Origin of the sequence: Nocardioides sp. NPDC006273, assembly GCF_040613495.1 — a bacterium.
GTDB lineage: Bacteria > Actinomycetota > Actinomycetes > Propionibacteriales > Nocardioidaceae > Nocardioides.
Genome location: NZ_JBEXSD010000045.1, coordinates 13377 through 26461, shown reverse-complemented (window position 1 = coordinate 26461; position 13085 = coordinate 13377). Strand labels below are relative to the sequence as shown.

General features: G+C 68.7%; 13 protein-coding genes and 1 tRNA gene. 5 read left to right on the top strand and 9 right to left on the bottom strand.

Translation table 11 applies throughout. From position 1 onward, the window contains the following. Nucleotides 1-131: 131 nt before the first annotated feature. Entirely contained in the window at nt 132-506 is a 375-nt protein-coding gene (locus tag ABZZ22_RS18770) for a DUF6223 family protein (RefSeq protein WP_354934069.1), read from the top strand. Nucleotides 507-521: 15 nt separating this feature from the next. On the opposite strand, the gene rlmC is transcribed toward ABZZ22_RS18770, so the two are convergent. Genes rlmC through ABZZ22_RS18745 form a run of 5 tightly spaced genes read right to left on the bottom strand, consistent with a single transcriptional unit; the run spans nt 522 to nt 5017 of the window. Further along, on the bottom strand, nt 522-1649 hold the full coding sequence (rlmC, locus tag ABZZ22_RS18765; RefSeq protein WP_354934066.1) for a 23S rRNA (uracil(747)-C(5))-methyltransferase RlmC: 1128 nt from the start codon (nt 1647-1649) through the stop codon (nt 522-524). Nucleotides 1650-1652: 3 nt separating this feature from the next. After that, complete coding sequence (locus ABZZ22_RS18760; protein WP_354934064.1) at nt 1653-2057, bottom strand: DUF4190 domain-containing protein; 405 nt, start codon at nt 2055-2057, stop codon at nt 1653-1655. Between the two features lie 3 nt (nt 2058-2060). Beyond that, entirely contained in the window at nt 2061-2666 is a 606-nt protein-coding gene (locus tag ABZZ22_RS18755; protein ID WP_354934061.1) for a DUF4190 domain-containing protein, read from the bottom strand. Between the two features lie 24 nt (nt 2667-2690). Beyond that, nucleotides 2691-3737, bottom strand: coding sequence for an adenosine deaminase (locus tag ABZZ22_RS18750; protein WP_354934058.1), 1047 nt, complete (start codon nt 3735-3737; stop codon nt 2691-2693). Beyond that, the gene (locus tag ABZZ22_RS18745) at nt 3734-5017 is read right to left on the bottom strand and encodes an aminotransferase class I/II-fold pyridoxal phosphate-dependent enzyme (protein WP_354934055.1); all 1284 of its coding nucleotides are present in this window, start codon (nt 5015-5017) and stop codon (nt 3734-3736) included. Before ABZZ22_RS18745 ends, ABZZ22_RS18750 begins: the two co-directional genes overlap by 4 nt. A gap of 128 nt (nt 5018-5145) precedes the next feature. On the opposite strand from ABZZ22_RS18745, the gene ABZZ22_RS18740 reads away from it, so the two are divergent. The 3 genes from ABZZ22_RS18740 (at nt 5146) to nusG (ending at nt 6394) form a co-directional block, all read left to right on the top strand. Beyond that, nucleotides 5146-5218, top strand: a tRNA-Trp gene (locus ABZZ22_RS18740). A gap of 16 nt (nt 5219-5234) precedes the next feature. Then, complete coding sequence (secE, locus tag ABZZ22_RS18735; RefSeq protein WP_160025598.1) at nt 5235-5510, top strand: preprotein translocase subunit SecE; 276 nt, start codon at nt 5235-5237, stop codon at nt 5508-5510. Nucleotides 5511-5572: 62 nt separating this feature from the next. Then, nucleotides 5573-6394, top strand: a complete 822-nt coding sequence (gene nusG, locus ABZZ22_RS18730) for a transcription termination/antitermination protein NusG (protein WP_354934052.1) — start codon at nt 5573-5575, stop codon at nt 6392-6394. Between the two features lie 171 nt (nt 6395-6565). Here the strand turns inward: nusG and ABZZ22_RS18725 are convergent, their stop codons facing one another. The 3 genes from ABZZ22_RS18725 to ABZZ22_RS18715 form a co-directional block, all read right to left on the bottom strand. Beyond that, complete coding sequence (locus ABZZ22_RS18725; RefSeq protein WP_354934049.1) at nt 6566-7723, bottom strand: glycosyltransferase family 4 protein; 1158 nt, start codon at nt 7721-7723, stop codon at nt 6566-6568. Nucleotides 7724-7834: 111 nt separating this feature from the next. Then, a complete protein-coding gene (locus ABZZ22_RS18720; protein ID WP_354934047.1) occupies nt 7835-9550 on the bottom strand; it encodes an alpha-glucosidase in 1716 nt (571 codons plus the stop codon). A 98-nt stretch (nt 9551-9648) separates the two neighbouring features. Further along, nucleotides 9649-10005 carry a winged helix-turn-helix domain-containing protein gene (locus ABZZ22_RS18715; RefSeq protein ID WP_354934044.1) on the bottom strand — a complete coding sequence of 119 codons (357 nt, stop codon included), beginning with the start codon at nt 10003-10005 and terminating at the stop codon, nt 9649-9651. A 284-nt stretch (nt 10006-10289) separates the two neighbouring features. On the opposite strand from ABZZ22_RS18715, the gene ABZZ22_RS18710 reads away from it, so the two are divergent. Further along, nucleotides 10290-11690, top strand: a complete 1401-nt coding sequence (locus ABZZ22_RS18710; protein WP_354934041.1) for a LamG domain-containing protein — start codon at nt 10290-10292, stop codon at nt 11688-11690. A gap of 55 nt (nt 11691-11745) precedes the next feature. Here the strand turns inward: ABZZ22_RS18710 and ABZZ22_RS18705 are convergent, their stop codons facing one another. Beyond that, on the bottom strand, nt 11746-12933 hold the full coding sequence (locus tag ABZZ22_RS18705; protein WP_354934038.1) for a lytic transglycosylase domain-containing protein: 1188 nt from the start codon (nt 12931-12933) through the stop codon (nt 11746-11748). Nucleotides 12934-13085: the final 152 nt, after the last annotated feature.

Genomic DNA, 13085 nt, shown 5'->3' with positions numbered 1-13085 from the left:
TGGCGTAGGACTTCCGGCTACCACGAACGCAGTAGCGACGGCGCCGAAGAGTCCACATACGCAGGACGACTCCGGCGTGCGCCGACGGGACGATCGAGTCATCAGATCGACCTCGAACGAAGGAGTCCTCCATGTTCCTCAATGACGTGCTCATCAGCGCCGCCGCCCCAGACGTCGGCGCCTACACACTGACCACCGGCCGGCTGTGGGCGACGCTGGCCGCGTTCGTCGGCCTCGCCGGAGCGGTGGCCGGCGCAGCGGCGCTGACCTGGGCCGTACGCGGCGCCGGCAACCGCGGCCGAAACGGCGCCTTCGTGGCGCTCGTCTGCGGGGCGATCGCCTTGGTCGTCGGCATCGTCAACCTGTTCGTGGCCGACGGCGGACCCGGCACCGGCAACGGCGTGGTCGGCGGCGGGCTGGCGATCCTCCTCGGTCTCGCCGCCCTCGTCCTCGGCGCGCTGACCCTGACCAGACCCCGCCGAGTCGGCGCAAATGTCCCACGGTGAGGCGTCGAGTCGGCGTCAGGTTCGGTTCAGGAGGACGAGGACCTCGTGGTGATCGGTGTTGGGGAACATGTCGAGCAGTCGCGCTGAGACCGGTCGCAACGAGGGCATGTCGCGCAGGTCGCGGGCGAGGGTGTCGACGTTGCACGAGGAGTAGACGACGTGCTCTACGCCTGACTGCTCCAGCCATCCCGCGAGCGCGCCGCCGATCCCGCGCCGCGGCGGGTTGACGATGACCAGGTCGGGGGCGGAGGCGGAGGAGACGGCGTACGCAGCGGCGTCCCCGGCCACCCAGCTGGTGCCGGGCAGGCCCAGCTCGGCGGCGGTCGAGGCGGCGGCTTCGATGGCCTGCTCGCTGGCCTCGACGCCGAGCACCTCACGGCCGGGCGCGGCGACGTGCAGGCCGAAGCCGCCGACGCCGCAGTAGAGGTCCCACACCGAACCCGGCGACACCGAGGAGACCAGGTCGCGGGCATGGCGGTAGAGCGCGGCCGCGACGGCGGTGTTGGTCTGGAAGAACGAGTGCGGACGCAGTCGCAGGCCGATCCCGTTGACGTCCATCGTCAGCGCCTCACGAGCGGTCAGGAAGATCTCCTCGGGGCCCTCGATCACGGCCTTGTGCTCCGGCTGGATGTTCACCGAGGCGACGCCGACCGGGAGCTCGTCCAGCAGCGCCGGAAGGTGCTTGCGCAGCCGGGACAGCGCCTCGGTGGAGCGCAGCACCCAGCGCACCATCAGCTCACCGCCGGGCGCCTCGGTGACGATCACGTGCTTGAGCTCGCCGCGCCGCTCCGGGACCGAGTAGGGCGTGAGCCGCGCGGTCGTGACGAACCGGGACAGGACCGGCAGCGCGGCCTGCAGCCCAGGTGTGTGGAGCCCGCAGGCGAGCAGGTCGACACCGAGACCGTCCTGGGACAGGATCCCCAGCGTCGGCGCCTCCACCGAGCCGGCGACGACCATCTTCGCCTTGTTGCGGAAACCGGCCTCCGGACTGGAGACCGGTTCCTGCCAACGTTCCTCGCCGAGCCCGACCGACTCGAGCGCCGTGGCGACCCGTCGCTGCTTCTGCGCGAGCTGCTCGGCGTACGACATCTCCAGCCAGCGGCAGGAGCGACAGGCGCCGGAGGTGAAATAACCGCAGTCCATCCGTCAGGTTCGGCTGCTCAGGATCGCGTTGACGCTGTCGAACGCGGTCACGTCGCTCTCGTTGGCGGCGACGACGATCATCACGATGATGAAGACGACGTAGACGATCATGAAGAGCAGGTAGAGCGCTCCGAAGATGGTCCCGATGAGACCGGTGATGAACCCGGCCTGAGCGTTGCCACGACCGCTGTAGGCCGCCGGGTTGGCGTCGATCTCGGCCATCACCCGCTTGCCCTTGATCCAGCCGAACGGGGCGATGAAGACGCCGATCCCGCCGCACATGACCGACAGGCACAGGCCGACGATCCCGAAGACCATCGCCGAGTTCGCCTCGGGGTGGGGCGGAGGCTGCGGGAAGCCGTAGGGCGCGGGGGGAGGCTGGTAGCCGGGTGGGGGCGTGCTCGTCATCTCTCAGAACTCGCTGTCGTACGGCTCGTAGCCGCTGTCATAGCCCGAGTCGAACCCGCCGTTGACCCCGATGATGATGATGACGATGATCAGCAGGATGCTCAGGATCAGCAGGACGGTGCCGATGATGCCGAGGATGAAGCCCGCCTGTGCGTTGCCGCGGCCGGTCAGTGCACCGGCCGAAGCGTCGATCCGCTTCTTGGCGCTCAGACCCAGGAACAGGGCGAATGGCGAGAGGACGATCGGGAGTCCGCAGATGAACAACCCGACGAGCCCGATGATGCCCAGGACCATCGACGTGGTCGCCCCCGAGTCCGGGGTGCCGACCGGGCCGGGGTACCCGGCCGGAGCGCCGTAGGGCGCCTGACCGTAGCCCGGCTGACCACCGTAGTTCGGCTGACCGCCGTAGGCGGGCGGCGGAGGAGTCTGTCCGTAACCGGCCGCCGGCGGCTTCTGGTCGTAGGTCGCGCCGCCGTAGGGGTTGGACGACTGCTCACCGTAGGTCTGGCCGTACGTCGGCTGGCCCGGCTCGGACGGGCTCGGCGGCGGCGGAGTGGAGCCGTCGGCCGGGTTGTTGGGATCGGACTGATCGTCGGACGGGTTCGTCATGTCCGACATTCTGTCTTAACTCGGTCAGTCCGTGGGCTGCGAGGGCGCGTTGAGCCAGTCGTCGATCTCTGCGAGCAGACCCTTCTTGGTCGACTCGGGCGCGGTCGAGGCGGTCACCGACATCCGCGCCAGGTCGGCGAGGGTCTCGTCGGTGAGCTCGTGGGCGGCCCGCATCGTGGCGTACTGCGCCGCCAGCCGGGACCCGAACAGCAGCGGGTCATCAGCGCCCAGCGCGACGGTCGCGCCGGCGTCGAGCAGCTGCGGCAGCGGCACCGAGGTGAGGTCGGAGTAGACGCCGAGCGACACGTTGGAGGTCGGGCAGACCTCCAGTGCGACGCCCGCGCGCACGATCTCGTCGAGCAGCGCCGGATCCTCGGCAGCGCGTACGCCGTGACCCAGCCGGGTCGCGTGCAGCGACCCCAGCACGGTGCGGATGTGCTCGGGCCCGCGCAGCTCGCCGCCGTGGGGCATCAGCCGCAGGCCGGCTCGCTCGGCGATCCGGAAGGCGTGGTCGAACTCCTCGGTGCGCCCGCGCCGCTCGTCGTTGGAGAGCCCGAAGCCGACCACGCCGTGGCCGACGTACTGTCCGGCCAGGCGGGCCAGCGTGCGCGCGTCCATCGGGTGCCGGGTGCGGTTGGAGGCGATGATCACCGCGATCCCGAGCCCCGTCGCCCGCTCGGCGTCGGCGACGGCCGAGAGGACCAGGTCGGTGAAGGCGGTGATCCCGCCGAACTTCGCCGCATAGCCCGACGGGTCGACCTGGATCTCGAGCCACCTGCCGCCGTCGCGTACGTCGTCCTCGGCGACCTCCATGACGAGCCGCCGGATGTCGGCCTCGGTGCGCAGCACCGAGCGCGCCACGTCATAGAGCCGCTGGAACCGGAACCAGCCCTTCTCGTCGGCCGCGCTCAGCGTCGGCGGCCAGTCCGCGACCAGCTGCTCGGGCAGCCTGATCCCGTCACGGGTGGCCAGCTCGAGCAGGGTCTGATGGCGCATCGCACCCGTGAAGTGCAGGTGCAGATGCGCCTTCGGCAGCGTACGTAGGTCGCGGCGGGCCTCAACAGAAGTCACGCGAGCAGCTTCTCCGCAGCGGCCAGCTTCACACATACGGTGACGACCTCCATGGCCCCGCTGACCTGCTCCAACGGCGGGAACGACGGCGCCAGCCGGATGTTGGTGTCCTCCGGGTCGACCTTGCCGGGGAAGGCTGAACCGGCCGGGGTCAGGGCGACGCCGGCCCCCTTGGCCAGCTCGATCACCCGGGTCGCGGTGCCGGGGAGCACGTCGAGGCTGACGAAGTAGCCACCGGCGGGCTTGGTCCAGGTCGCGACGCCGAGCGCGCCGAGCTCGTCGGTGAGCGCGTCCTCGACGGCCGCGAACCGCGGCGCGAGCAGCTCGCGGTGCTTGGCCATGTGCTCGCGGACACCGGCTGCCGAGCCGAAGAACTCCGCGTGCCGCAGGTGGTTGACCTTGTCCGGGCCGATCGCGCCGTGGCTCAGGTGGCCGAGCCACCAGGCGACGTTCTCCTTCGACCCGCCGAAGAATCCGACGCCCGCGCCGGCGTAGGTGACCTTGGAGGTCGAGGCGAAGACCAGCGGACGGTGCGGGTTGCCGGCGGCGTTGGCCAGCGACACGATGTCGGCGGTCTTGGTCTCGGCCGGGGTCAGGTGGTGCAGCGCGTAGGCGTTGTCCCAGAAGATCTTGAAGTCGGGAGCCGCGGTCGGCATCGAGGCGAGCCGCTCGGCGATCTCCTGCGCCGTGGTGTCGCCGGTCGGGTTGGCGTAGGTCGGGACCAGCCACATGCCCTTGATCGCGGGGTCGTCCTTGACCAGAGCGGCGATGGCCTCGGCGTCGGGGCCGTCGGCGCCCATCGGCACGGTCACCATCTCGATCCCGAACCATTCCAGCAGCGTGAAGTGGCGGTCGTAGCCCGGCACCGGGCAGACGAACTTCACGGTCTCCTCGCGACCCCACGGACGCTCGCTGTCGACGCCGCCGTGGAGCCACAGGTACATCAGCGTGTCGCGCATCATGGTGAGGCTCGAGTTGCCGCCGGCGATGAGCTGGCCGGTCTCCAGGCCGAGCAGCTCGGCGTAGATCTCGCGGATCTCGATGCCGCCGGCCAGGCCGCCGTAGTTGCGCGTGTCCGTGCCGTCCGGGGCCGTCGTCGACTTCGGGAGCTGGAGCAGGCCGTCGGAGAGGTCGAGCTGGTCGGCCGAGGGCTTGCCCCGGGTCAGGTCCAGCTTCAGGCCCTTGGCCACCAGGCTGTCGTACGCCGTGCGCTGCTCCGTTGCGAACGCTTCGAGTTCCTCGCGCGAGAGCTCGGCGAGGGGGCGGGGATCTGAGGTCATGCCAGCAATCCTATGGGTCAAGGGGTCCCGGTTTGGAACGTGCTGAGCCGCGTGCGTAGACTCACCGTTGGTGGTCTTCCCACATGGTTAGTTGCGCCCTCAACCGCGCCGCTGATGCAGACCTCCGTAGGGCACTAGCTCAACTGGCAGAGCATCGGTCTCCAAAACCGAAGGTTGGGGGTTCAAGTCCCTCGTGCCCTGCAAAGCCGGACCAGCGATGGAAACGTTTTCGAGAGAAGGTGGCGGCGTGACGGACAGCAAGGCAGTCCCGACTCCGAACGACAAGAAGACGGAGAAGCGCACCAGTCTCCCGACGTTCTACCGTCAGGTCGTGGCCGAGCTCCGCAAGGTCGTCTGGCCGACGCAGCAGCAGCTCACGACGTACTTCATCGTGGTTCTGGTCTTCGTCCTGGTCATGATGGCGATCGTCGCGGGCCTTGACCTCGGGTTCGGCAAGTTGATGTTCTGGGTGTTCGGCGGCCGCGACGCGTGATCGCGTGGGCCCCGGCCCGCGGAGCACACCCGATACACACAATCAACGGTTTGGAGCAGGACGTGTCTGAGCAGGACTACACCGAGGAGACCGAGGTCCTCGAGACGGCCGAGGCCGCCTCCGACGTGCCTGCAGAGGCTGAGTTCGAAGAGGCTGACGAGTCGGGCGAGTCCGACGACGCCGGCGAGGGCGAGGGCGAGGCTTCCTTCGACGAGATCGTCGACGGCGAGACCCCTGAGGCTGCTGACGACGACCCGCTCGAGGTGTTCCGCCGGGAGCTGTGGGCGAAGCCGGGTGACTGGTTCGTGATCCACACCTACTCCGGCATGGAGAACCGGGTGAAGTCCAACCTGGAGAACCGCATCGTCTCCCTCAACATGGAGGACTACATCCACGAGATCGTGGTCCCCACCGAGGAGGTCCCGGAGATCAAGAACGGCCAGCGCAAGATGGTCAAGCGCACCGTTCTCCCGGGTTACGTCCTGGTCCGGATGGACCTCACCGACGAGTCCTGGTCCGCCGTACGCCACACCCCGTCGGTCACCGGCTTCGTCGGCCACAGCCACCAGCCGGTGCCGCTGTCGATGACCGAGGTCGAGAACATGCTCGCTCCGGCCGTCGTCGCCCAGGCCGAGGCCGAGGCTGCCGCAGCTGGTGAGGCCGCGTCCTCCACCGGCGGCTCCGCGACCACCGCCAAGAAGCCCGTCGAGGTCGTCGACTTCGCCGAGGGCGACTCGGTCACCGTCGTCGACGGTCCCTTCGCCACGCTGCACGCGACCATCACCGAGCTCAACGCCGAGTCCCAGCGCGTCAAGGCGCTCGTCGAGATCTTCGGCCGCGAGACCCCGGTCGAGCTCTCGTTCAACCAGATCGAGAAGGTCTGAGCCTATGACCTGCGACGAAGTCGCAGGTCATAACGCGAAGAGGTCGAGCGAGCGCAGCGGGTGAGCGAAGCGAACCCGCGAAGCGGGTCGAGACCCACTTTCCCTTAGCAATCAGGCCCCTTGCCCGCATCCGCGAGCAAGGGGCCTGATGCGTTGTCCCTGACCTGAGCTCTACGCCGGCGTCGGCAACGTCGAGCGCTCCCGCGGATCGTCGGCCGCGGGCAACCGAACGAGAGTCTCCAAGTCCCGTACGACGGCAGCAGGTGTGATCGAGGAAGGCATCAGGAGTACGTCGATGAGCCCGTCGACGGAGTTGTCGACGGTGAACCGAGCAGCGGCGTTGATCCTGACGAGGTCGTCGACCGCGCCGAGAGCGGTGGCGTCGCGGATGCCTCGCGCCAGTGCGGCCGGGTTGTCCGGCGCGACGAGGGTGATCGAGCCGCAGTCCGTCTCGGGGAGCCCGCCGTCGTCGGAGGCGACGACGCGACAGCCGGAGTGCTGGGCCTCGATCGAGACGATCCCGAAGGTCTCGTGCCAGTACTGGCTGTTGGAGGGCATCACGATGATGTCGTGCCGGGCCATCAGCGTGGCCATCGACCGCGGAGTCGTCCTACGGGGGACGACCCGGACCCTGGGATGGGCTTCGAGGACGCGCTGGATGTTGCGGCCTTGCGGCTTGTCGGCGCCTGCGGTCGTGGCCGTGCAGGTGAAGGACCGGTCCCGGCCGGCGGGGACCAGGTCGAGCATCGCCAGCAATGTGTAGATCCCCTTCTCCGGGCTCAGCCGGCCCGCGTAGAGGATGCGGATCTCGGCGTCGCCGGCGGGCGGTCGGACCTCGGTGCTGAAGCAGAGCTCGGCGTAGGGGTAGACGATGCTGATCGTGTCCACGTCGACGTCGAGGAACTCGGCCCACAGGCCGGCGGCGAACCGGCTGGTCGCGATCAGCGACCGGTCCTGCATGGTGGCGGCGATGCGCACTCGGTCGACGTCGCCGTCCGGCGGCGGCACGTGCAGCATCTGGTACGCCGGTCGCCTGGTGGCCACGACGGGGAACTCGGCCACGAAGATCACCACCCCGTCCAGGTCGCCGACGTCAGCGACGGACGCCATCGAGACGAAGGGGATGTCGGTGAACTCGTCGCGGCCGTCGGTCAGGCCGACCCCGATGGTGACGACATGGGCCTTGATACCGCGGCGGTTGAGCTCGCGGACGTGCCCGATCGTGTAGTTCTCGGTGCCACCCGTGCCGGCCGGCAGTGGCTGGTGCGGGTTCCACACGAAGTAGATGTTTCCGAGTGTCTTCTGACGATCGTCGCGGTACGAAGGCATCTGCCAACTGTCTGCGGATTGCTGCCGACACCGCTGCCGTGTGCCTCCCGCGGTGTCCGCGGCGGGCGACAGGTGTCCTGCAGTCTTGACTCCAGCGTAGCCGGTGGGCCCTCACCGCACGTGGACGCGAACTTCCCAGGGCTCCAGCCGGCCGGGACCGCTCCGGCTCAGGGTGTAGTTGGTCAGCACCAGGTCGCGAGCCGTCAGGTCGTCGCGGTCGAAGGAGACGGGCAGGTCGGACAGGTTCGCATGGACGGTGAGAGTCGTGTCGCCCAGGTGGCGCCGGAACGCATAGATCTGGTCACGACCCGTGTGGACGGCGACGAAGTTGCCGTCCACGACGACCGGCAGCCGGTGCCGTAGGGCGATCAGCGCCCGGTAGTACTCGAAGATCGAGCCTGGCGTCCCGCGCTGGGCGGCGACGTTCAACCAGTTGTGGTTGGGATTGACCCCGATCCAGGGACTGCCGGTGGTGAAGCCGGCGCCAGGCACGGCGCTCCACTGCATCGGCGTGCGCGAGTTGTCCCGGCTCCGGCGCCGCAGGATGTCCAGCACGTCGGCCGGGTCCTCATGGTGCGTACAGACGGCTTTCGCGTAGTAGTCGAGGGACTCGATGTCGCGGAAGTCGTCCAGTGCGGCGAACGGGGCGTTGGTCATCCCGATCTCCTCGCCCTGGTAGACGTACGGCGTGCCCCGGTGCAGGTGCAGCACGGTCGCCAGGGCGGTGGCCGACTCGCGCCAGTACGTCGTGTCGTTGCCGTAGCGGGACACGACCCTGGGCTGGTCGTGGTTGTTCCAGTAGAGGCTGTTCCATCCGGAGTCGCCGAGGGCGGTCTGCCACTTCGCGAGCGTGTCCCGCAGGTCGTTGATGTTCATCCGGCGCTGGGTCCACTTGTCGCCGTCGGCGTCGAGGAAGACGTGCTCGTACTGGAAGACCATGGCCAGCTGGCCGTGCTCTCGGTGGGTGAACTCCCGGGCCTGTTCCGGAGTCACGCCAGGCATCTCGCCAACGGTGAGGTAGGTGTCCGGCCGGGGGTCGAAGACCCGGCGCTTCATCTCGGCCAGGTAGGCGTGGATCTGGGGGCCATAGCTGAAGTACGCCATCCCGTCGCCGTAGCCGTCGCGGTTGAGCGGCGCGTCGGGCATCTCGGGATCTTTCGAGATGAAGTTGATGACGTCCATCCGGAAGCCGTCGATCCCGCGGTCGAGCCACCAGTTCATCATGGTGAAGATCGCCTCGCGGGTGTCCGGGTTGTCCCAGTTCAGATCCGGCTGGGACGGGTCGAACAGGTGCAGGTAGTACTGGCCGCGCTCCGGCACCCACATCCAGGCTGAGCCGCCGAAGGAAGCACCCCAGTTGTTCGGCTCCGAGCCCGGCTCGCCCGGCACGGTCCCCGGCCGGGCGTCTCGCCAGAAGTACCAGTCGGAGGTGGGTGCCTCGCGTGAGGCGCGCGAGGCGAGGAACCAGGGGTGCTGATCCGAGGTGTGGTTGACGACGAGGTCCATGATCAGCCTCATGCCCCGTACGTGCACCGCGGCGATCAGCCGGTCGAGGTCCTCCAGCGTGCCGAAGAGGGGGTCGACGTCCTGGTAGTCGCTGACGTCGTAGCCGTTGTCCTGCTGGGGCGAGCGATAGACCGGCGACAGCCAGATCACATCGATCCCCAGCTCCTGGAGGTAGTCCAGCCGGTCCACGATGCCCGGGAGATCGCCGATGCCATCGTTGTCGGAGTCGGCGAAGCTCCGCGGGTAGATCTGATAGACCACCGCGGACTTCCACCACGCCTCGTTCTCCGAGGCCGACCGAACCGCGCCGGGTGTGGCCATGCGCCGCCGCCTCGGGTCTGCCACCATGCCAGTGTCGAGAATGACCTGGACGACTGTGGCCTTGCTGCGAGCCTATCCGGAGAGCAAAGGCCTGGCCTTCACCGCACGTCGAGCCGATACCCGTAGCCGCGGACAGTCTTGAGGAGCACCGGCTGACTGGGATCGACCTCGATCTTCGTCCTGAGTCGCCGGATGTGCGGGGGGAGGTTGCGTCGGTGGAGCGGGTGCTTCAACCGGGATGCCCCGCGAAGGAGAAGCCTCTGTTCCACGGCCGTTCCGGCTCGTTCGGCAAGGGTGCGGAGGATGAGGAACTCGGTGATCGTCACGGCCACCTCTTCGTCGCCGCGGTACAGACGGATTCCGTCGAGATCCAAGATGAGCGGCCCGTCGAGGGCGTCGATGACGATGTGCTTGTTCTGGTAGCGGGTGGGGGCGGCCGGTACTGCGAGGAGCATGGTCGAATGTTGCCCGTTGTGCGGAGCCGGGCGGATCAATAGGGGCCCCTCTGACATGAAACCGCAATCCAACAGCATGCAAATCAGATGCCGCCGGCATGCCGATCATCAACAGACCTCGGGAAGGATGACGTGGCGCTCCAGGGCCGCGCGGTCGTCGGCGGACTGGGCCGCTGACGCGGGGTCGTTTCCGCGTCGTACTGAGTCGTTCTGATCATGGTTGGAGTGGTGTGATGCGCCTGTCCGTTCTCGCTGTCGTGAGTGCTGCGTTGTGTGGTCTGATTGTGAGTGTCCATCCCGCGTCGGCGGCGGCATTCAACGCCGCCCCCTCCGTGCCGACGGAGATGTCGACGAGTCCGGAGACGACGTGCCCGGGAGGGTCCTATCTGAGAGACACCACCCCGGTGCTGTCGGCGAGGTTCGCGGACCCGGATGATCACAATGTCTCGGCGAGGTTCGAGGTGCTCTCCGGTGGGTCGGCGGTGTGGAACAGTGGCTATGACACCGCCGCCGCCTCGGGCTCCACGCACACCGCGACGGTGCTCGAGGGCACGCTGACCGACGGGATGACCTACACCTGGCGAGCCAGAGGCCGGGACACGAACAACCGGCCGGGCCCGTGGGCAGCACCGTGCGAGTTCACCGTCGACACGGTTCGGCCGGATGCCCCGGTGGTCACGTCCGCGACCTATCCCGAGGACCAGATCTCCGGTGGAGTCGGGACTGCTGGCACGTTCGTCTTCGACGGCTCGAGCGACACGGAGGCATTTCGTTACTCGTTCGACGGGGCGACCCCCGCGGTCGTGAAGCCTTCCGCCATCGGTGCGTCGGCAACCGCGACGTTCACCCCGTCGACCGCGGGCTCGCACCGATTGAGTGTCGAGGCGATCGACCGGGCCGGGAACGTCTCGGACTCGCGTCTCTACCGATTCGGTGTCGAGTCCGTGTCCACTGGGGCCTACTGGCGGATGGACACGGGCGCGAGCCCGGAGCTCGACTCGGCTCCTGGAGGCGCGCACCCGTTGGTCGTTCCGGACGGTGTCGAACGGACGGACGGGACGTTCCGGGCGTTCTTCCCGGAGGACTTCCCGGCTGACATGGCGTTGGGGTTCGACGGCGATGACAGCGGTGCGACCACCCAGGGCGCCGTGCTGGACGCTTCGGCGTCGTTCACGATGTCCGCTTTCGTGCGAGCCGACGACACGTCCTCGGTGACCAGGGCAGCCGTCTCGCAGGGCGGAGAGGTCAACGGGGCCGCTCAGCTGGGCCGACTCGCCTCAGGCGACTGCCCCGAGGGAATGGCGACCTGTTTCGGGTTCTGGATGCAGTCGGACGACTCCACCGCTCGCACGGCGGTGGCCTCCGCCCGTCCGGTCGCCGCAGGAGAGTGGGTCCACCTTTCAGGGGTCTGGGACGCATCGGCGAAGAAGATGACCCTCTACACCTGCGCGATCGGAACTCCGCCGGACGCGTTCCCGGCCGACAGCGGCGTACCGGTGGCGACCTCGGCCGCCGTCGAGTCGACCGGGCCGTCGTCTGTTGGGCCTGTGCGGGTCGGGTCCGGCTGGGTCGGGGGAGAAGAGTCGCAGAAGTGGCACGGTGCCGTCGACGACGTACGCCTCTACTCCTCGGTCAAGTCGGAGTCGGACATCCGCATGATCTGCAACGGCGACACCACCTACTGAGCCCGGCTGAGCGCCCTGCGCCTCCCCTATGGTGCAGGGCGCTCAACAGCGCCGCCTACGGGAGCGTGTCGATCAGCCACTCGACGTACCCGGTGATGTCGGTGACGACTCCGGGGGCGTCGGCCTTGGTCTCGGTGACGGTCCTGCCGAGCAGTCGGACACCGCAGGCATCGATCGCGCGGTTGGTGTCCCAGCCCGGCGCGAGGTCGGGGAAGCGGGCTGCCAGCTCGGCGGCGCAGATCCCACGTCGCTCGGAGATCGAGGCCCAGCTGCCGTCGTCGGTCGGGGTTGGGCTGGGGGTGGGTGTGGTCGAGGGGCTCGAGCTCGGCTTCTTGTCCGGGTCGGCACCGGCCGTCGGGCTCGGCTTCGGCTTCGGCTTGGCGTCGTCCGGGCGCTTCTTGCCCGGCTTCCCGTCCGCGCTCTTCTTCGCCTTCGGTCCGCGCGCGGTGGGGCTCGGCTCGGCGTGCGCGGGGGCGGCGGCGGCCAGGTCGATGTCGTCGCTGCCGTAGGGGCTGTCGGAGTAGCCCTTGGCGATCTTCAGGACCGTTGCGACGTACGCCTCGCTGCGGTTGTAACGGGTGAGCGCGGCTCGCTTCCCCACATCGGTGGAGACGTCCTCCTCGCCCGAGCAGAGGTAGACCGCAGCTGCGAGGGCGGCGTCGTCGATGTCCTGCGGGTCGCGTACGCCGTCGCCGTCTCCGTCGACGGCCACCAGCGGCCACGTGGAGGGGATGAACTGCATCGGCCCGACGGCCCGGTCTCCGCTGGTGAGCTTGTCGACGGCGCCGGCATCGGTGTCGGGGGCCGGATCGCCGGCGGGAGTCTTCAGCGCCGGACCGTAGATGGCTGGCGTCGCCTTGCCCGAGTCGTCGAGGCGGCTGCTCTTCAGGCGCCCGTGGTCGGACTCGACCATCCCGACCCCGGCGAGCAGCGACCAGTCGAGGGCGCAGGCGCGATCGGCGGTGGTGACGACGGCGGACGCGCGCTGGTAGGCGGCCAGCGCTGGCATCGGGATGCCGCTCCCGTTCGCCATCGCGACGGCGACGGCGCCGGTCCGGGCGCCCTTGCGAGCCCCCTGATCAGGCGCGGGCTCCGTCACGCTCGCGGGTTGCTCGATCATCGAGGTCGCCATGATCTCCCCGCCGGGCAGCTTCACGGGCTCGTCGGGATCGAACCCGGTCCCGGTGGCGGCAGCGGTCCAGGCGGCCGAGAGCGCGGCCAGCGGGACGAGTGCTGCGAACATGGACAGACGGCGATTGAACAATTGAGCTCCCTTTGTAAATCCCTGGGGGAGTATGCCAACGGGAGTGGTGGGCGTCACTCAGGGGGTCCCGCTCAGTGGGCCGCCCTGCGCTGATTTCGCGAACCCGACCGGATCACGGACAATTGACCAGT